Below are 17,712 nucleotides of genomic sequence, written 5' to 3'. Positions count from 1 at the left end.
ATCTATCCAACAACAGGCGTCACGACCAACAAACGTCACGACGCCTGAGAAAACCGTCGCGAGCAGCGGCGCGGCGTGGCCGAGAAGCGCAACCGTACTCTAGTACGGTGAGCATCGCCGGCCGCAAAGCGCGCCGCGCAGCAGGTTTGCTCAGGTGTTAGTGAATAGGGTGGGTACGGAAGTGATCGCCGTCTTCGCCTTCATCATCTTCATCGCCATGGTCATGGCCGTGTGCGCCATGCACGTGGCCATGGGCAATTTCTTCTTCGGTGGCTTCGCGCACGTCGGCGACGGTCAGCGAGAAGCGCAGCGCGATGCCGGCCAGTGGATGGTTGCCGTCCAGCACGACTTTGTCGTCGGCGATATCGGTGACCGTGAAGATCATCGCTTCTTCATCCGGCGAATCGCTTTCCGGCATGCCTTCGAACTGCATGCCCACTTCCAGCGGCTCAGGCAGGCGATTGCGCGGCTCGACCTTCACCAGGGCTGGATCGTATTCACCGAAAGCATCATCCGGTTCGATCTGGATCGTGTTGGAATAGCCAACTTCCTTGCCGTCGAGCTCTTCTTCGATCTTCGGCAAGGTGTTTTCATAATCACCGTGCAGGTAGACCATCGGCTGACGGCCGTCTTCGATCAGATTGTCTTGCGCGTCTGACAGTTTGTAGTTGACAGTCACGACCGTATTTTTGGCAATCTTCATTATGCTTCCTTTCATTGTATAAGCTGGCAAATTATACCTTCACGCCGCCAACGGCAGGCGCATTCCTGCATTTCCGGTTGTTATAATGGGCGCATGAAAACATTAACTCTCCTCGGCGATATCACGCCGGCGCAATTCCTGCGCGACTACTGGCATAAAAAACCCTTGTTGATCCGTCAAGCCGTGCCTGGCTTCAAGGCGCTGTTCGATTTCAAGGCCCTGGCCGAGCTGGCTACCCTCGATCACGTCGAATCGCGCCTGGTCAGCCATGCGGATGGCCACTGGAACATGCAGCAAGGCCCTTTGACCAGCCTGCCCTCGCTGAAACAGAAGGAATGGACCCTGCTGGTGCAGGGCGCCAACCTGCACAGCGCCAAGGCCGACGCCCTGCTGCGCCAGTTCCGCTTCCTGCCGGACGCGCGCCTGGACGACCTGATGGTCAGCTTCGCCACCGATGGCGGCGGCGTGGGCCCGCATTTCGATTCCTATGACGTATTCCTGCTGCAAGGCCAGGGCAAGCGCCACTGGCGCATCGGCGCACAGAAAGACCTGAGCCTGATCGACGGCTTGCCGCTGAAAATCCTCAGCAACTTCACGCCCGATGAAGAATTCACGCTGGAACCGGGCGACATGCTGTATCTGCCGCCCCACTACGCGCACGACGGCGTGGCCATCGGCGATTGCCAGACGTATTCGATCGGCTTCCGCTCGCCCACGTTCCAGGAGCTGGGCGAAGCGTTCCTGCAATTCATGGCCGACTCGATCGACTTGCCGGGCATTTACAGCGATCCGGACTTGAAAGCGTCGGGCAAACCGGCGGAAATCCCCCGTGAAATGCTCAGCACCATCGCGGAAGAAATGAACAAGGTGCGCTTCACGGAAGAAGACGTGACCATTTTCCTGGGCGAACACCTGTCGGAACCGAAGCACAATGTATTTTTCACGCCGCTGTCCAAGCCGCTGACGGTAGGCCGCTTCGCGGACGCCGCACAGAAAAAGGGTGTCGTGTTGTCGCGCAAGACCCTGATGCTGTATCGTGGCAAGAATGTCTTCATCAATGGCGAATCGTTTGCCATTGGCAAGGCCGATAAAGCGGCCCTGGAAACCCTGGCCAACGAACGCGCCCTCGATGGCGCCGCCGTGGCCCAGGCTTCCGATGACGTGATGGATGCGTTATATACGTGGTATCAGGATGGCTGGCTCGAACTGGCTTGAATGGGGGCGGCGTAGCAAAGTGGTATTACAGTAGGTAAAATAACAGCATCTGCGTTAGCGCAATGAAACATATTATTTTTATATCGTTTTGTCGCGCTTTCGCAAATCGCTTACACTTGCTTGCAATTTGCTTCGGCAAATATTGCGATATCACAAAATAGTTGCGAATTTGCCTCTTGCTCCTATTGCGACGCACCAAAAATCGCTATAATATTCGGTTAGGAAGTTTCCGTTGTCTGGCAGGCACCACCTGGTACGAAAAGCCTTCGAAGACGACCTAACGAGCGATAATTACCGGTAATTATTCATCGCAACAATATTGATTTATTTTTTGAAATAATTAAGGAAAACAAATGAAAAAATCCCTGCTGATCGCCTCCCTGATGGTTGTTGCTCTGGCTGCTTGCAGCAAAAAAGAAGAAGCTCCTGCACCAGCACCAGTAGTTGAAACCCCAGCACCAGCACCAGCAGTTGAAGCTGCTCCAGCTGCTGCTGCTGACGCTGCTGCTTCGGCCGCTACCGACGCTGCTGCTGCTGCTTCGGCTGCCGCTTCGGCCGCTACCGACGCTGCTTCGGCTGCTTCGGCTGCTGCATCGGCTGCTAAGTAATTTAGCACCCTGCACTAAAGAAAGCCGACCCTCGGGTCGGCTTTTTTGCGTCCGGCGTTTTATCCGCAGGATATAAGGCCGGACGCAGGCAATAAAAAAGGCTGCGCCGGTTTCCCGGATCAGCCTTTTTTATTGCGCGGCAGGTTGTGATACCCGCCGCAAATGCACCGCTTACTTCAACTGCTCGTTCAGCAAGCCCAGGATCTTCTCGGCCACTGGCGAGACATCGGGCTGGCCTTCGTTGCTGAGAATGCTGACCAGGCTGGTCGAGCCATTGCCGGCCTTGACCAGGACGCGGTAGCGCTGCGCTTCCTTGTCCTTGTCGGACGACGAACCCCAGCTGAACAGTTTCGAGAAGAAACCATCCTTTTTGACCGCGTCCGGATCGACGTAACGCACGAAATACGTGCCTTGCGTGCGGTCGCGGTCTTCCACGGTGAAGCCGACGCGGTCCAGCGCCAGGCCGACACGGCGCCAGGCGCGGTCGAAACCTTCATCGACTTCGATGGCGCGCGCCGGCGTGGCGGCGTCGCCCACCAGCTTGGCGTGCAGCGGCTGCACGATGGCGCCATCAACGGCTGTCTTCGCTTGTGCTTCATCGCTGGCCGCGCCCAGGCGCGTCATCAGCTTGGCCAGGAATTGCGCCTCCAGGCCCGGATCGTTGGGACGCGCGGTCCAGGTGGTGGTTTCCTTGTCGCGGCCCGTGACGACCTCTTCCACGCCACGGTGGCTGATGTAGATCTCGGTCGAACCATCGGCCAGGCGCTCCACGCGGGTGCGGAACTTGTCTTTTTCACCAGTCGAGTACATCGAATCGAAGGCCTTGCCGATGGTGTTGCGGATAAAGTCCTGCGGCAGCTTGGCGCGGTTTTCGTTCCATTCGGTTTCCATGATGCCAGCCGTAGGCTGGTCGATGGCGACGGTAAAGCCCGAATCTTCCCAGAATTGCTTGAGTTGCGGCCACAGCACTTCAGGCGACTGCTTGACGACCAGCCAGCGCTGGTTGCCCGCGCGCTCGACCTTCACGCCACCGGCCGTGACGGGCACGACACCCACCACGCCGTCGGCGCCCACGATGACGGGCGTGCCGGCCGTGGCGTTGCGCTGCGCGTTGTAGCCGGAAGCCGTGGCCACGCCGTTTTTCGAATCCGGCAAGGAATAACGGTTGTCCTGCTGCAATTGCGTCAGGTCAGGCGGCACGTCCAGGGTGCTGGCTTTCTTGACCGACTTGTAGTCGACCTTGTCGCCGCCGACTACCGAACTGATCATGCCACAGCCCGCGAGGCTGGCTGCGACGGCGCCGATGACGATGCCGCGGACGGCGATGGTGGCAGGCGCCGGTTTGGTTTTCTTGCAATTAGTCATGTCGTAACTGGATAAGAAGCTAAGTAGCAGCTGGAATCAGGAAAGGTCCGGGCTGGTCAAGCCCGGGCTTGAAGTTCGGCTTAAGACAGGATGCCAGCGTCGCGCAAGGCATCGCGCACGGTGGCATGGCAATTTTCAGCCAGCGGCACCAGTGGCAAGCGTATGCCGGCTGGCATCAGGCCCATTTCGGCCAGCGCCCATTTGACGGGCACCGGGTTGGGCTCGACAAACAATTTCTGGTGCAAAGGGAACACTTTGTTATTGATGGCAATCGCCGTGGCGCGCTCGCCGGCCATGGCTGCCACGCACAGTTCGTGCATGGCGCGTGGCGCAACGTTGGCCGTCACGGAAATGTTGCCGTGGCCGCCGCAGAACATCAGCGCCATGGCCGTCGGATCGTCGCCCGAGTACACGGCGAAGTCCGCTGGAACCAGGCGCAGCAGGTCGATGCCGCGGCCGATATTGCCGGTCGCATCTTTCACGCCGACGATATTCGGGATGGCGGACAGGCGCACGATGGTCTCGTTGCTCATGTCGGCAACCGTACGGCCAGGCACGTTGTACAGGATGACGGGAATGTCGACGGCTTCGGCGATGGCCTTGAAGTGCTGGTACATGCCTTCCTGGGTAGGACGGTTGTAGTACGGCACCACTTGCAAGACAGCATCGGCGCCCGCTTCTTTCGCGTAGCGCGTCAGTTTGATGGCCTCGGCCGTGGAGTTGCCTCCGGCGCCGGCGATGATAGGAATGCGTCCCTTGGCATGTTCGACGGTCAACTGGATCAGTTCGCAGTGTTCTTCCACGCTGACTGTTGCCGATTCGCCCGTCGTGCCAACGATGACGATGCCGTCCGTACCCTCGGCGATATGCCAGTCGATCAGCTTGCGCAGACCTGGAAAGTCCAGACTGCCGTCTGCGTGCATCGGGGTGACGATTGCTACAATGCTGCCCTTGATCATAGTAAGTTTATAGCGCCGATAAATAAAACAACGATTGTAGCGGATAGCTCGCGCCTGTGGTGCATTCTGACATAGTATGGCCGCTCAAAACGTCGGCAGCAGGGCTGCCAACCGTGGAAAATCCGGCCGGACGGCGCAAATTCGTTGCACCAGAGCAGCTTTTGGCTGTTCCACGCGCCCATCCTCATACGCTACCACACGCAAGCCGTGCTGCACCGCCCAGGTCAGCATTTCGCCTTCCTTCAGCAGGAATTTCGGATTCGACGGCTTGCCGAACTGCTCATTGCCCTCGGCAAACGTTTCATACAGCAACACGCCATCGGGCGCCAGGCTGGCCACCATGGCTTCCAGCAGCGGCCGGTGCAGATAATTGGTGACGACGATGCCGGCAAAGCGGCCGGGAGCGAAAGGCCACACGGCGCCCGGCGCTTCCAGGTCCACCAGCGAAGTGGTGATGCCCGTGCCAGCCGCCTTTTCCAGCATTTCCGGATCATGGTCGAGCGCGATCACGGGGTGGCCCAGGCTTACCAGGTGGCGCGCGTGGCGGCCTGCGCCGCAGGCCAGGTCCAGCACCTCGCCGCCCGGGATCAGGGGCGCCCAGCGGCGCAGCCAGCCGGAAATCGCTTCGGTTTCTAATATTGGTTCAGTTACTTGCATCGGTACTTCCATCAATTATGTGCGTACATCCAGTTGCGGGCATCAAGTCAATATCGCCGTCAGGGGCGTGACCAGGGTGACAAAAATGCCGATGACAAATTCGATCGCCGCCAGCAAGGCGCGGTTCAAGATGCCCGTGTACATCAGCAGCACCAGGGCGCCGAAGACATACAGGCTGTAGCGCTCGATGCTGGCGTAAGGGCGCGCCAGCTGCATCGGCAGCAAGCCCGTCATGATGCGTCCGCCATCGAGGGGCGGCACGGGAATCAGGTTAAAGACGAACATGGCCGCATTCACGCTGACGCCGGCGCCCGCCATCTTGCGGAAAAACATGCCCATTTCCGTCGGCGGCAAGACGCTGAGCACGACGAAGGCGATCATCCAGCCCAGGCCCATGACGAAATTGGCGCCAGGCCCGGCAAACGCCACCCAGGCCATCTGCTTCTTCGGATTGCGCAGGCGGCTGAAATCGACGGGCACCGGCTTGGCATAGCCGAACGGCACCTGGATCGTGAAATACAGCATCAAGGGCAGCAAGATCGTGCCGAAAGGGTCGATATGCCGCACGGGATTGAGGCTCAGCCTGCCCTCGTTCGAGGCCGTGGGATCGCCGAAATAGCGGGCCGCGTAGCCGTGCGCCGCCTCATGCAGGGAAATGGCAAACAGCACCGGCACCAGGTAGACCGCAACGGTCTGGACTATCGTATTGAAATCGCTCATGACCGCGATTCTACCAGAGCAGTCCCGGCCCCTTTCTTACGTTGTCATTAAGAACAGATGAAGAACTGCGCCGCAACGGCCGCGCCATGCCCCTCTACAAGCCCAGCACGGCCGGGTCGCCCCGTCCCACGCGCACCACTTCCGGCTCCGGCCCCGTCAGATCGATCACGGTGCTGGGGCCATGCGCGCAGACGCCGCCGTCGACGATCAGGTCGACCAGCTTTTCCAGCCGTTCGCGGATCGTGTCGGCATCCGTCAGGCTGTCTTCGTCGCCCGGCAAGGTCAATGTCGCGCCCAGCAGCGGCTGCCCCAGCTCTTCCAGCAGGCATTGCACGATGCGGTGCTGCGGCACGCGCAGGCCGATGGTCTTGCGCGAAGGATGGCTGAGGCGGCGCGGCACTTCCTTCGTCGCTTCCAGAATGAAGGTGTAGGCGCCCGGCGTTGCCGCCTTGAGCAGGCGGAACTGGCGGTTGTCCACGCGGGCATACACGCCCAGTTCGCTCAAGTCGCGGCACAGCAAGGTTAAATGGTGCTTTTCATCCACGCCACGGATGCGGCGCAGGCGCTCGACGGCGCCCTTGTCGTCGAGCTGGCACACCAGCGCGTAGCAGGAATCGGTGGGCAAGGCCACCACGCCGCCGGACTGGATGATCTGCGCCGCCTGCTTGATCAGGCGCAATTGCGGATTGTCGGGGTGAATATGAAAAAATTGACTCATGTGTCAGCGTTCTGGCGAACCAGCTTGTTAAGTTAGCATTATTGTACGCCGCGCAGCGCGGCGATGCGTTGTTCCAGCGGCGGATGGGTGGCGAACAGCGCGCCCCAGCCGCCATTGCCGCCGCTGATGCCCAGCGCCTGCATCGATTGCGGCAACTCGCCCGGCGGCACGCCGCCCAGGCGGGCCAGCGCATGCATCATCGGCGTGGGGCTGCCCAGCAGCTTGGCCGAACCGGCGTCGGCGCGGAATTCGCGCTGGCGCGAGAACCAGGCCACGATGATGGAAGCGAGCAAGCCGAAGATCACTTCGCACACCATCACGGTCACAAAGTAACCGATGCCGCGTCCGCCGCCTTCGCGGTTGTTATTTTTCAACAGGACATTGTCGACAAAGAAACCTACCACGCGGGCCATGAAGACGACGAAGGTATTCACCACGCCCTGGATCAGGGTCAAGGTGACCATGTCGCCATTCGCCACGTGGGCGATCTCGTGGCCCAGCACGGCTTCCACTTCATCGCGGTTCATGCTTTGCAGCAAGCCCGTGGACACGGCCACCAGCGCCGAATTTTTGAAGGCGCCCGTGGCGAACGCATTCGCGTCGCCTTCGTACACGGCCACTTCCGGCATGCCGATGCCGGCCCGCTCGGACAGCGCGCGTACGGTATTGACCAGCCACAACTCCGTCGACGACGTCGGATTGTCGATCACGCGCGCACCCGTGCTCCACTTGGCCATGGGTTTGCTGATCAACAGCGAAAAGATCGAGCCCGTGAAGCCCACCACCAGCGAAAACACGAGCAGGCTGCCCAGGTTCAGGGTACTGCCGCGCGCCGGATTGCCCACGCCCAGCAAACTGAGCACGAGCGACAGCACCAGCATCACGGCCAGGTTGGTTGCAATAAACAGGACGATACGTTTCATGGGCGATGGCTCCGGAAAACAAGAATGACTAAAAGATAAGTATGCAGTCGCGACTTTTCAAGCCCGCGCGGCAGGCGCAGGCCAGCCGCGCCCTAGAACCAGTCGTGCCAAATCGGGGTGACGTTGGCTGGCAATGGCGGCAACATGGCAAAATCCACGCGCGACTCGCCCGGCGCATGGAAATCCGTGCCGCGCGAGGCGAGGAAGCCGTAGGCGTTGGCCAGCTGCGCGTATTCCGGATACTGGTCCGGGCTGTGGCTGCCCGTGACGACCTCGATGGCCACGCCGCCGAGTTGCTTGAATTCATCGAACAGCACGCCTTGCGCCATGTCGCTGAAGCGGTAGCGGCCCGGATGGGCGATGACGGCCACGCCGCCCGCGCCGCGGATCCAGCCGACCGCTTCAGCCAGGGTGGCCCAGCGGTGCTCGACGTAGCCCGGCTTGCCTTCCGACAGGTATTTCTTGAACACGTCGGGAATGTTCGCGCATTTGCCCGTTTCCACGATGTAGCGGGCAAAGTGCGTGCGCGACATCAGGTCCGGGTTGCCGACGAATTTCAAGGCCCCTTCATAGGCGTCGGGGATGCCGGCCAGGTCCAGCTGGCGGGCGATTTCGCGGCCCCGCGCGTCGCGGCCCGAACGCGTGCGGTGCAAGCCCTGCACGAGACCCGGATTGTTTTCATCGACTTGCAAGCCGACGATGTGCACGGTTTCGCCGGCCCACGTAATGGAAATTTCCACGCCGGCCACGAAGCGCATGCCCAGGTCCAGCGCGGCCGTGCGCGCGGCGGCGACGCCGGACACTTCATCGTGGTCCGTCAGCGCCCACACGTCCACGCCCGCCTTGCGCGCGTAAGCGGCCACGGCGGCCGGTGACAGCACGCCGTCGGAGATATTCGAATGACAATGCAGGTCGACTTTAAGCATGTGAAAACAATACCCTGCACGGGCTCAGCATGGAAGAAGTTTTCATTGTACGCTGCTTGGCCAATCGCGCTGCAGCGTTCCCGACACACATCAGGCCAAAAACGCTTCCACCAGGCGCGCCAGTGCCTGCGGTTGATCATGATGCAGCATGTGGCCCGCATCCGCCATCATCTCGCAGCGCACATCCTTGATGCAGGCCAAACGCCGGTCGATTTCGATGCGCGCCTGTTCCTTTGGCCCCATCCATTGCCACATATTCGTGTCATCGGCCTCCACCCACAGCACGGGCGCCGTGATGCGGCGCCAGCACGCCATCACTTCTTCCACCTGGTACAGGATGGGATTGACCCGCTTGTGCTGCGGGTCGCCCAGGATGTCCCACTCGCCCGCCTCGTTGCGCGCCGACCAGTGTTCGGCCAGGAAAGCGGCGCGCTCGTCCGGCAGGCGCGGATTGGTCTTTTGCAGGCGCTCGGCCACGGCGCGCTGCGAAGGATAGCTGCGCATGGCGGGCGGCTCGCGCAATTCGTCCAGCCACTTGGCGTAGCGGCCCGGCGCCTGCTCCGGCTGCGTTGCCATCATGCCGAAGCCTTCCAGGTTGATGAAGCGGCTGATGCGCTCCGGGCGCACGCCCGCGTACAGGCCGGCCACGTTGGCGCCCATGCTGTGGCCCAGCAGGTTGACGGGCGCATCCGGCGAATAATGCAGCAGCATGGCGTCCAGGTCCGCCAGGTAGTCGGGGAACCAGTAGGTGTCCGATTGCGTGTAGTCGCTCAGGCCAAAGCCGCGCCAGTCGGGCGCGATCACGTGCCAGTCGCCCTGCAACTCGTCGACGACGAACTGGAACGAGGCGGCCACGTCCATCCAGCCGTGCACCATGAACAGGATGGGCGCGCCTTCGCGGCCCCAATGGCGCACATGCGTACGGGCGCCGCGGATGTTGATGAATTCGGAACGGGAAAGTTTCATGGGTTTCATCGGATGCCTGCCTTGAAAGTGGCGCAGATGGCGCCACATGCTGTGTCTGTAGATAGGGCGCACATAAAAGTACGACCGTTCGATAATTATACCGGATTAGCGGCCGGCGCTCGGACTTGCCCTGCAACAGCGTAAAATAGCGCAAAACTTCCGCGTCCGGCCGTGCCCGGCGCTTCCACCACCGCCACAGGCTAACGATGACACTCTACCAATTGGGCGCCGATGCGCCGCTGATTGATGCTTCCGCTTTTGTTGCCGACACGGCCAACGTGATCGGCAAGGTGACCCTGGAAGCGAATACGTCCGTATGGTTCGGCGCCACGATCCGCGGCGACAACGAACGCATCACCGTGGGCGCCAACAGCAATGTGCAGGAAGGCGCCGTGCTGCACACGGACCCGGGCTACCCGCTGGACATCGGCCGGAACGTGACCATCGGCCACCAGGCGATGCTGCATGGCTGCACGATCGGCGATGGCGCCCTGGTCGGCATACAGGCCGTGATCCTGAACGGCGCGAAGATCGGCAAGAACTGCCTGGTCGGCGCGGGTGCGCTGGTCACGGAAGGCAAGGAATTTCCCGACAATATGCTGATCATCGGCTCACCGGCGAAAGCCGTGCGTGCCCTGACGGCAGACGATATCACCAGGCTACAAGGCAACGCCGTGAACTATGTGCAACGCGGCCAGCTATTTAATACGCAACTCAAGAAGATTGGATAAGAGAATGACGACTGAAACCACGGGCGCAATCAGCGCAGCCGTTAGCGGCCAGGATACCCTGCAAAAATTTATTTTCGACAACGCCGCCGTGCGCGGCCAGTTCATCGACGTTTCGACCACCTGGCAGGAAGTGGTGTCGCGCCACGCCTACCCGACGGCCGTGAAAAAAGTGCTGGGCGAAATGGTGGCTGCCGCCGCCCTGCTGTCGGCCAACCTGAAATTCAACGGTTCCATCATCATGCAAATCCATGGCGACGGTCCCGTGCGCCTGATGGTGGTCGAGTGCGACTCCGACCTGCGCCTGCGCGCCACGGCCAAGCTGGACCCGGACGCCACCATTCCCGACGTGGCCACCGTGCCGCAATTGCTCAACGCCACGGGCAAGGGCCGCTTCATCATCACCCTGGACCCGGCCGACAAGGTGCCGGGCCAGCAACCGTACCAGGGCATCGTGCCGCTGGACGGCGATGACATGGCCACCGTGATCGAAAACTACATGTTGCGCTCGGAACAGCTGGACACCCGCCTGTGGCTGGCCACGGACGACAGCGTCTCGCGCGGCCTGCTGCTGCAAAAGCTGCCCCACCATGGCGGCAAGGCCGAAGCGACGCCCGTATCGGAAGAAGATGCGCTGGACACGTGGAACCGCGCCGTGATGCTGGCGTCGACCCTGAAAGAGGCGGAAATCCTGTCGACGGACATCGATACCCTGATGCAGCGCCTGTTCTGGGAAGAGACGATCCGCGTCTTCGACCCGCTGCACCCGAGCTTCCATTGCACTTGCACGCGCGAAAAAGTGGGCAATATGCTCAAGATGCTGGGCGAGGAAGAAGTCAACAGCACCCTGGAAGAAGTGGGTCAGGTGGGCGTGAACTGCGATTTCTGCGGCCAGCACTATGAATTCGACAAGGTCGATTGCGCACAGCTGTTCATCACGGATGCGCCGGCCGAAGTCTTGATTCCCCCCGCGGCAAGTATTAACTAATTGTAATAATCCCCGCGCCGCCCCTCAGGCGGCGCAATTGTTTCTGCTGTCATCTTCCCGTCATCAGTTCGTCATCAGCCCGTCACGCGCCGCCGTTACGCTGCGCAGCTTGTATTACTTCCAATACTTTCCACAGGCTGATGATGAATACCCACTTGACGCTGGCCCTGCGCCGCCATTCCTTTCACGTGTTGCTGGGCGCTTGCGCCGCTGGCTTCTCCTTGCCGGCCCTGGCGCAAACGGCCGTCGCCGCCGCCGTGGCGTCCGCCGCCACCGACATGGCCGCCGTCCCCGCCGCCGACGACAATGCCCCGATGGCCACCGTGGAGATTTCCTCGCGCAAGACGCGCTCTTCCGTCGCCCTGAGCAAGAATGAAATCCAGAAAATCCTGCCCGGCACGAATCCGTTAAAGGCCCTGCAAACCTTGCCTGGCGTCAGCTTCCAGACGGCCGACCCATGGGGCAACAACGAGCAAAACCTGTCGCTGTTCGTGCATGGTTTTTCCGGCCAGCAACTGGGCTACACCATGGACGGCGTGCCGCTGGGCGACCAGCAATACGGCAACTACAACGGCCTGTCGCCGCAGCGCGCCGTGATCAGCGAAAACGTGCGCAGCGTCGTGCTGTCCTCGGGCGCGGGCGACCTGGCCACGGCCTCGACCAGCAACCTGGGCGGCACCATCGAAACCTATTCCAGCGACCCGCTGGCCACGCAGGGCGCCAGCGTGCAGCAAACGGTGGGCAGCCACCGCACGTCGCGCACGTTTGCCCGCTATGACACGGGCGCCTTCGGCGATGGCAGCAACGCCTATTTTTCCATCCTGCACCATGAAGCGCGCGCCTGGGACTTCGATGCGCGCCAGGGCGGCGACCAGTTCAACGCAAAATACGTCAACCGCAGCGAGGCGGGCAAGCTGACCCTGTTCTTCAATTACTCGGACAAGATCGAGCCGAACGAAGACAGCACCGTGCACGTGGCGGGCGAAACGAGCGCGCCATACACGCGCCCCTTCCTGTATCCGGACTTCAAGGCGGCCCTGAATTACCTGTCCCCGACGGGCGCCACGCCTGCCGCGGACGGCAACAATTACCGCAACTACTACAGCGATGCGCAGCGCACCGATTACCTGGCCTACGCCAAGTTCGACGCCAACTTGTCCGAAGGCATGACGTGGTCGAACCAGGTGTATTACCACAAGGATGACGGCGCGGGCGTGGTGGCCGGCCCCATCGGCGTGGCCGGCTTGCCGGGCCTGTTCAGCGTGTACTACCCGAAACAGAACCTGAAACAGGTGTTCGGCAACTCGGGCTACGCCGTGCGCACGACGGAATACGACATCAAGCGGGGCGGCTTCCTTTCCACCCTGCGCAAGGAAATCGGCAATCACCAGCTGGAAGCAGGCCTGTGGCTGGAACAGAACCGCTCGTCCGCCTACCGCCGCTGGTATGCGCTGGACGTCAACAACCCGACGTCGCCGTACGACCGCCCCAGCAATCCTTTGATCACGCAATACGGCAGCGAGATCGACAACAAGGTGGTGCAGCTGCACTTGCAGGATGAATGGCGCATCCGCCCCGATATCGCCCTGCAAGCCGGCTTCAAGTCCAGCCTGCAATTTGCCGATGGCCAGTTCCCCGTGCAGCCGGCCAAGGGCGCCATCGCCGGCGGCTCGACGGCCTTGCCGGTCGGCACCATCAACACGAAAAAATGGTTCTTGCCGCAAGTGGGCGCGCGCTGGGATTTCACGCCGCAAGACCAGCTGTACTTCAATATCCAGAAAAACATGCGCCAGTTCGTCACCTATGGCGGCGGCGGCGCGTCGCCCTGGAGCTTGTCGAGCCAGGCCGCGTTTGATTTGTTCAAGCGCGACGCCAAACCGGAAACGGCCCTCACCTATGAAGTGGGCGTGCGCGGCAGCCACCCATTGAGCCTGGGCGCCATCACGGCCATCGATGGCCAGGTCAACGTCTACCACGTCGATTTCAGCAACCGTTTGCTGCAGATCAGCCCAACGCCCGTGATTTCCTCCATCATTGGCGGCAACCCCGTGCTGGCCAACGTGGGCAGCGTGCGCACGGACGGCATCGATATCGCGGGCACCGTGCACTTCGGCAACAATTTCTCGTTCTACAATGCCCTGTCGTACAACCGCTCGCAGTACGCGGACAATTACAACAATGGCGCCGCGCTGGTCTTGACGGCGGGCAAGAACGTGCCGGGCTCGCCTGAATGGCTGAACAAGTTTGTTGCTTCCGCCACGTTTGGCGACATCGAAGTGCAACTGACGGGAGACTATGTGGGCAAGCGCTACGCGACGTACACCAACGATCTGTCCGTCCCCAGCTATTTCCTGATGGGCCTGGGCGTGTCGGGCAAGCTGCCGGCCATGGCCGGCTGGCTGAAAAACCCGCGCTGGCGCGTGAATGTGAGCAACCTGGCCAACCGCGAAGGCTCCTTGAACGTGGTGGTCGGCGCCGCCGACAAGACGTACAACACCTTCCCCATCGCCCCGCGCCAGGGCTTCCTCACCTTGACGGCGGACTTCTGATGCGTACGCCTATCCTTCCGCAACGGCATTTTTCGCGCCGCAGCTTCGTCCAGGCGGCCGTCGGCGGCCTGGCGCTGGCCGCCGCGCCCGGCTTTACCGCGGGCCTGCTGGAAACAAAGCCAAGCCGTCCGCTTGTCTTCGCCCACCGGGGCGCCAGCGCCCTGCGTCCCGAGCATACCTTGGCGTCCTACGCCAAGGCCATCCTCGACGGCGCCGACTACGTCGAGCCGGACCTGGTGGCCACGCGCGACGGCATTCTCGTGGCCCGCCACGAAAGCAACCTGATCGACACCACCGACGTGGCGCGCCGTCCCGAGTTTGCCAGCCGGCGCGGCAAGAAGATGGTCGACGGCGAATGGCACGAAGGCTGGTTCGTCGACGACTTCACGCTGGCGGAATTGAAAACCCTGCGCGCCATCGAACGGCTGCCGAAAGTACGCACCGGCAACACCTTGTACGATGGACAATTCCAGATCCCCACCTGGGAAGAAATCATCGATTTTGTTGCAGCGCAATCAGCCGCCAGCGGACGCATCATCGGCCTCGTGCCGGAGCTGAAAAGCTCCACGTATTTCCGCGATGCGGGCCTGGCGCTGGAAGACCGTTTCCTGTCGACCCTGCTGGCGCACGAGTACACGCGCCGCGCGCCCATCGAAATCCAGTCCTTCGAAGTGGCCAATTTGAAATACTTGCGCGAGAAGCTGGGACGGCGCGCCAACGTGCGCCTGATGCAATTGGTGGTGGGCGGCGATATCCGCCCGATGGACGTGGCCAAGGCGGGCGGCAAGCTGACGTTTGGCCAGATGACGACGCCGGCCGGCCTGCGCGACATCGCCGCCTACGCGGACGTGGTGGCGCCGCCAACGCGAGGAATCATCCCGCTGGGCGCCGACCAGCGCCTAGCCAAGCCCTCTTCCATCGTCGACGATGCGCACCAGGCGGGCTTGCTGCTGCACACGTGGACCTTCCGTCCGGAAAACCGCTTCCTGGCGGCCGACTTCCGCGACGGCAATGGCGAGAATGCGCGCAACGAAGCGGGATCCGTGGCGGAAATGCGGCGCTATATCGAGACGGGACTCGACGGTTTTTTCAGCGACGATCCGGGTTTGGGACGCATCGCCGCAGGATAAACATTTCGTAACAAATTCATTTTCAGGGCGTGGCCGATGGCTACGCCCTTATTATTCGTTTCTTGAATTTCTGAAATTGGAATTTGAAATTGGACGCATATCGCAAACTCCATTATTGTGCAATGCAACAACAGACCATTCATGGAGGGCATATGTCCACTTTTACCAACACCTACAGCAACGACAACGACAATTACTTCAGCAACCTGGGCCGCGCCACGCGCGCCTTCCTGGGCGCCCTGCTCGCTTCCAAGCCGTACAGCGAACTGGCACAGAAGGAAGTCATCGCCAGCAGCGTCAGCGATGAAGAACAGCGCTATGTGCGTCCAAGCAAGCGCGATTTCGCCCTGCTGAACTCGGAAGCCAACCGCTACGAAAAACTGATGCCGAATCTGGCCGCAGAACTGCGCTTCCTGGCGTCGCGCGGCTAAAAAAAGCCCGGGGCGGCGTTGCCCGCGCCTTGCCGTACGTTCGGCTGGGCGTCAGGCCCTGGACGTTTTTTACCTAACTAAATATTAACAAGGAAATTTTATGATGTTTCTCGAAACCGTACTGGTAAGTGTGGCCGTCGTGGTCACCGGCATCCATTTTTACCTGATCACGACCGGCAAGGCCCGTTTCTGATCAGCAAGCAGCAAGACAGCAGCACGCCGCGCCATGCGTGTGCAGCAGTACAAGGTAATAGGTACAAGGAAGTAAAGTGATATGTCAGCCTGGCAATCGGTCCAGGCTGGCAAGCGGGAAGTAGTACGGTCTTAATGTGGCGCCGCGGCGTCCACCGGTGTTTCCAGCAGTGGCGGGGTCTGGCCCTTGCGCACGATCTGCACGAAAATCTCATTCTGTTTGACCATGCCCAGCTCGTAGCGGGCACGCTCTTCGACGGCGCCCGTACCATCCTTCAGGTCGCGCACTTCGGATTCGAGCTTGGCGTTGCGCGCCTTCAATTCCATGTTCTTTTTATTGGCCACCGCCACTTGGGCTTCCATGTCGGCAACACGCAGCCAGCCGCCTTTACCCAGCCAGAGGGGAAATTGTATCAACAGCAGCAGGGCTGCCAGGGCGAGCGTAATGAGGCGCATGGGGCATTCAGTTAAAAAACCGGCCGGAACATCTCCGGCCGGCCAGTGGGTTTTACATCAGCTTACTTCAGATTATAGAACGCATCGCGGCCAGGGTAGCTGGCGATGTCGCCCAGGTCTTCCTCGATACGCAGCAGCTGGTTGTACTTGGCCATGCGGTCCGAACGCGACATCGAGCCCGTCTTGATCTGCAGGGCGTTCGTGGCAACGGCGATATCGGCGATGGTCGAGTCTTCCGTTTCGCCCGAGCGGTGCGAAATGACGGCCGTGTAGCCGGCGCGCTTGGCCATTTCGATGGCGGCGAAGGTTTCCGTCAAGGTGCCGATCTGGTTGATCTTGATCAAGATCGAGTTGGCGATGCCTTTCGAGATGCCTTCTTTCAGGATCTTGGTGTTGGTGACATACAGGTCGTCGCCGACCAGTTGCACTTTCTTGCCCAGTTCTGCCGTCAGAATCGCCCAGCCGTCCCAGTCGCCTTCGTGCATCGCGTCTTCGATCGAGATGATCGGGTACTTGTCGCACCAGGTCGCCAGCAGGTTGGTGAACTCGGTGGCCGTCAGGCTCAGGCCTTCGCCTTCCATTTCGTACTTGCCGTTCTTGTAGAACTCGGACGCGGCGCAATCGAGGCCGATGGCGATCTGCGTGCCTGGCTCGTAGCCCGCTTCTTCGATGGCCTGGATGATCAGCTTGATGGCTTCTTCATGGTTGGCCAGCGATGGCGCGAAACCGCCTTCGTCGCCCACGTTGGTGTTCAGGCCCTTCTTGTGCAGGATCTTTTTCAGCGTGTGGAATACTTCCGCGCCGTAGCGGACGGCTTCCTTGAACGACGGGGCGCCCACGGGAATGATCATGAATTCCTGGATGTCCAGGTTGTTGTCGGCGTGTGCGCCGCCGTTGATGACGTTCATCATCGGCACTGGCATCTGCATGGCGCCCGAACCGCCGAAATAGCGGTACAGCGGCAAACCCGCTTCTTCGGCGGCAGCCTTGGCGACAGCCATCGAGACGGCCAGGATGGCGTTGGCGCCCAGGCGCGATTTGTTTTCCGTGCCGTCCAGGTCGATCAGGGTACGGTCCAGGAAAGCCTGTTCATTGGCGTCCAGGCCCATGATGGCTTCGGAGATTTCGGTGTTGATGTTCTCGCATGCTTGCAGCACACCCTTGCCGAAGTAGCGCTTGGCGTCGCCATCGCGCAATTCCACGGCTTCGCGCGAACCGGTCGAGGCACCCGACGGTACGGCTGCACGGCCCATCACGCCCGATTCCAGCAACACATCGCATTCGACGGTCGGGTTACCGCGCGAGTCCAGGATTTCGCGGCCGATAATATCAACAATAGCACTCATGTCATTCTCCAAAGTTAAGCTTAACAGGGGGCTGCACACTGCGTTCTGATGCGCAATTGCACAAAGGGGGCAAAGAAACTCCCGGCGGGAACGATCTGGCCGGGAGCTGTCTTACGGGTAATACTGTCGCGA

Annotated in this window: 18 protein-coding genes; 7 read left to right on the top strand and 11 right to left on the bottom strand. The window is 61.0% G+C overall.

Features of this window, described 5'->3' with window-relative positions; translation table 11 throughout:
• Positions 1 to 157 precede the first annotated feature (157 nt).
• Positions 158 to 703, bottom strand: a complete 546-nt coding sequence (locus NCG91_RS16040; protein WP_152250192.1) for an FKBP-type peptidyl-prolyl cis-trans isomerase — start codon at positions 701 to 703, stop codon at positions 158 to 160.
• A 93-nt stretch (positions 704 to 796) separates the two neighbouring features.
• Here NCG91_RS16040 and NCG91_RS16035 point away from each other — a divergent pair, with 93 nt between their 5' ends.
• Together NCG91_RS16035 and NCG91_RS16030 are read left to right on the top strand one after the other, a co-directional pair.
• Positions 797 to 1,918, top strand: coding sequence for a ribosomal protein uL16 3-hydroxylase (locus NCG91_RS16035; protein ID WP_251350385.1), 1,122 nt, complete (start codon positions 797 to 799; stop codon positions 1,916 to 1,918).
• Positions 1,919 to 2,271: 353 nt separating this feature from the next.
• Positions 2,272 to 2,526, top strand: a complete 255-nt coding sequence (locus NCG91_RS16030) for a hypothetical protein (protein ID WP_034783358.1) — start codon at positions 2,272 to 2,274, stop codon at positions 2,524 to 2,526.
• Between the two features lie 171 nt (positions 2,527 to 2,697).
• Here the strand turns inward: NCG91_RS16030 and bamC are convergent, their stop codons facing one another.
• The 8 genes from bamC to NCG91_RS15990 all read right to left on the bottom strand — a co-directional run bounded on the left by bamC (position 2,698) and on the right by NCG91_RS15990 (position 9,760).
• The gene (gene bamC, locus NCG91_RS16025) at positions 2,698 to 3,891 is read right to left on the bottom strand and encodes an NlpB/DapX family lipoprotein (protein ID WP_251350384.1); all 1,194 of its coding nucleotides are present in this window, start codon (positions 3,889 to 3,891) and stop codon (positions 2,698 to 2,700) included.
• A gap of 80 nt (positions 3,892 to 3,971) precedes the next feature.
• Positions 3,972 to 4,850, bottom strand: a complete 879-nt coding sequence (gene dapA, locus NCG91_RS16020) for a 4-hydroxy-tetrahydrodipicolinate synthase (protein ID WP_099666950.1) — start codon at positions 4,848 to 4,850, stop codon at positions 3,972 to 3,974.
• Positions 4,851 to 4,934: 84 nt separating this feature from the next.
• The gene (locus tag NCG91_RS16015; protein WP_099666949.1) at positions 4,935 to 5,507 is read right to left on the bottom strand and encodes a class I SAM-dependent methyltransferase; all 573 of its coding nucleotides are present in this window, start codon (positions 5,505 to 5,507) and stop codon (positions 4,935 to 4,937) included.
• Between the two features lie 42 nt (positions 5,508 to 5,549).
• Complete coding sequence (locus tag NCG91_RS16010; protein WP_251350383.1) at positions 5,550 to 6,227, bottom strand: site-2 protease family protein; 678 nt, start codon at positions 6,225 to 6,227, stop codon at positions 5,550 to 5,552.
• Positions 6,228 to 6,321: 94 nt separating this feature from the next.
• Positions 6,322 to 6,945: an L-threonylcarbamoyladenylate synthase gene (locus tag NCG91_RS16005; RefSeq protein ID WP_077407642.1), complete on the bottom strand. Its 624-nt coding sequence runs from the start codon at positions 6,943 to 6,945 to the stop codon at positions 6,322 to 6,324.
• A 38-nt stretch (positions 6,946 to 6,983) separates the two neighbouring features.
• On the bottom strand, positions 6,984 to 7,868 hold the full coding sequence (gene htpX / locus NCG91_RS16000) for a protease HtpX (protein ID WP_035821167.1): 885 nt from the start codon (positions 7,866 to 7,868) through the stop codon (positions 6,984 to 6,986).
• A 92-nt stretch (positions 7,869 to 7,960) separates the two neighbouring features.
• A complete protein-coding gene (locus tag NCG91_RS15995; protein ID WP_077407646.1) occupies positions 7,961 to 8,794 on the bottom strand; it encodes a 3',5'-nucleoside bisphosphate phosphatase in 834 nt (277 codons plus the stop codon).
• Positions 8,795 to 8,884: 90 nt separating this feature from the next.
• Positions 8,885 to 9,760, bottom strand: a complete 876-nt coding sequence (locus tag NCG91_RS15990) for an alpha/beta fold hydrolase (protein WP_251350382.1) — start codon at positions 9,758 to 9,760, stop codon at positions 8,885 to 8,887.
• A 206-nt stretch (positions 9,761 to 9,966) separates the two neighbouring features.
• Between NCG91_RS15990 and NCG91_RS15985 the strand changes: the two genes are divergently transcribed.
• The 5 genes from NCG91_RS15985 (at position 9,967) to NCG91_RS15965 (ending at position 15,586) form a co-directional block, all read left to right on the top strand.
• Entirely contained in the window at positions 9,967 to 10,491 is a 525-nt protein-coding gene (locus tag NCG91_RS15985; RefSeq protein ID WP_070260363.1) for a gamma carbonic anhydrase family protein, read from the top strand.
• A 4-nt stretch (positions 10,492 to 10,495) separates the two neighbouring features.
• Complete coding sequence (hslO, locus tag NCG91_RS15980; RefSeq protein ID WP_099666943.1) at positions 10,496 to 11,476, top strand: Hsp33 family molecular chaperone HslO; 981 nt, start codon at positions 10,496 to 10,498, stop codon at positions 11,474 to 11,476.
• 143 nt (positions 11,477 to 11,619) lie between these two features.
• Positions 11,620 to 14,025, top strand: a complete 2,406-nt coding sequence (locus NCG91_RS15975; RefSeq protein WP_251350381.1) for a TonB-dependent receptor — start codon at positions 11,620 to 11,622, stop codon at positions 14,023 to 14,025.
• Entirely contained in the window at positions 14,025 to 15,155 is a 1,131-nt protein-coding gene (locus NCG91_RS15970; RefSeq protein WP_251350380.1) for a glycerophosphodiester phosphodiesterase, read from the top strand. Before NCG91_RS15975 ends, NCG91_RS15970 begins: the two co-directional genes overlap by 1 nt.
• Before the next feature lie 152 nt (positions 15,156 to 15,307).
• The gene (locus tag NCG91_RS15965) at positions 15,308 to 15,586 is read left to right on the top strand and encodes a hypothetical protein (protein ID WP_099666941.1); all 279 of its coding nucleotides are present in this window, start codon (positions 15,308 to 15,310) and stop codon (positions 15,584 to 15,586) included.
• Between the two features lie 324 nt (positions 15,587 to 15,910).
• On the opposite strand, the gene ftsB is transcribed toward NCG91_RS15965, so the two are convergent.
• Positions 15,911 to 16,234 (bottom strand): cell division protein FtsB, encoded by a 324-nt coding sequence (gene ftsB / locus NCG91_RS15960; protein ID WP_035821182.1) that lies wholly within the window; start codon positions 16,232 to 16,234, stop codon positions 15,911 to 15,913.
• Positions 16,235 to 16,296: 62 nt separating this feature from the next.
• On the bottom strand, positions 16,297 to 17,580 hold the full coding sequence (gene eno / locus NCG91_RS15955) for a phosphopyruvate hydratase (RefSeq protein ID WP_034750709.1): 1,284 nt from the start codon (positions 17,578 to 17,580) through the stop codon (positions 16,297 to 16,299).
• Positions 17,581 to 17,712: the final 132 nt, after the last annotated feature.

Source organism: Janthinobacterium kumbetense, from assembly GCF_023703445.1.
Taxonomy (GTDB): domain Bacteria; phylum Pseudomonadota; class Gammaproteobacteria; order Burkholderiales; family Burkholderiaceae_D; genus Janthinobacterium; species Janthinobacterium kumbetense.
Note: the sequence above shows the minus strand (reverse complement) of the source record. Positions and strands in the feature narration are given on the sequence as shown.

Bases quoted from the DNA above. Each gene is read 5' to 3' on its own strand.
- NCG91_RS16040 (WP_152250192.1), bottom strand. From the start codon at position 703: ATGAAGATTGCCAAAAATACGGTCGTGACTGTCAACTACAAACTGTCA.
- ftsB (WP_035821182.1), bottom strand. From the start codon at position 16,234: ATGCGCCTCATTACGCTCGCCCTGGCAGCCCTGCTGCTGTTGATACAA.
- eno (WP_034750709.1), bottom strand. From the start codon at position 17,580: ATGAGTGCTATTGTTGATATTATCGGCCGCGAAATCCTGGACTCGCGC.
- NCG91_RS16015 (WP_099666949.1), bottom strand. From the start codon at position 5,507: ATGCAAGTAACTGAACCAATATTAGAAACCGAAGCGATTTCCGGCTGG.
- NCG91_RS16005 (WP_077407642.1), bottom strand. From the start codon at position 6,945: ATGAGTCAATTTTTTCATATTCACCCCGACAATCCGCAATTGCGCCTG.
- dapA (WP_099666950.1), bottom strand. From the start codon at position 4,850: ATGATCAAGGGCAGCATTGTAGCAATCGTCACCCCGATGCACGCAGAC.
- NCG91_RS15975 (WP_251350381.1), top strand. From the start codon at position 11,620: ATGAATACCCACTTGACGCTGGCCCTGCGCCGCCATTCCTTTCACGTG.
- NCG91_RS16030 (WP_034783358.1), top strand. From the start codon at position 2,272: ATGAAAAAATCCCTGCTGATCGCCTCCCTGATGGTTGTTGCTCTGGCT.
- bamC (WP_251350384.1), bottom strand. From the start codon at position 3,891: ATGACTAATTGCAAGAAAACCAAACCGGCGCCTGCCACCATCGCCGTC.
- NCG91_RS15995 (WP_077407646.1), bottom strand. From the start codon at position 8,794: ATGCTTAAAGTCGACCTGCATTGTCATTCGAATATCTCCGACGGCGTG.
- NCG91_RS15990 (WP_251350382.1), bottom strand. From the start codon at position 9,760: ATGAAACTTTCCCGTTCCGAATTCATCAACATCCGCGGCGCCCGTACG.
- NCG91_RS16035 (WP_251350385.1), top strand. From the start codon at position 797: ATGAAAACATTAACTCTCCTCGGCGATATCACGCCGGCGCAATTCCTG.
- hslO (WP_099666943.1), top strand. From the start codon at position 10,496: ATGACGACTGAAACCACGGGCGCAATCAGCGCAGCCGTTAGCGGCCAG.
- htpX (WP_035821167.1), bottom strand. From the start codon at position 7,868: ATGAAACGTATCGTCCTGTTTATTGCAACCAACCTGGCCGTGATGCTG.
- NCG91_RS15985 (WP_070260363.1), top strand. From the start codon at position 9,967: ATGACACTCTACCAATTGGGCGCCGATGCGCCGCTGATTGATGCTTCC.
- NCG91_RS15965 (WP_099666941.1), top strand. From the start codon at position 15,308: ATGTCCACTTTTACCAACACCTACAGCAACGACAACGACAATTACTTC.
- NCG91_RS16010 (WP_251350383.1), bottom strand. From the start codon at position 6,227: ATGAGCGATTTCAATACGATAGTCCAGACCGTTGCGGTCTACCTGGTG.
- NCG91_RS15970 (WP_251350380.1), top strand. From the start codon at position 14,025: ATGCGTACGCCTATCCTTCCGCAACGGCATTTTTCGCGCCGCAGCTTC.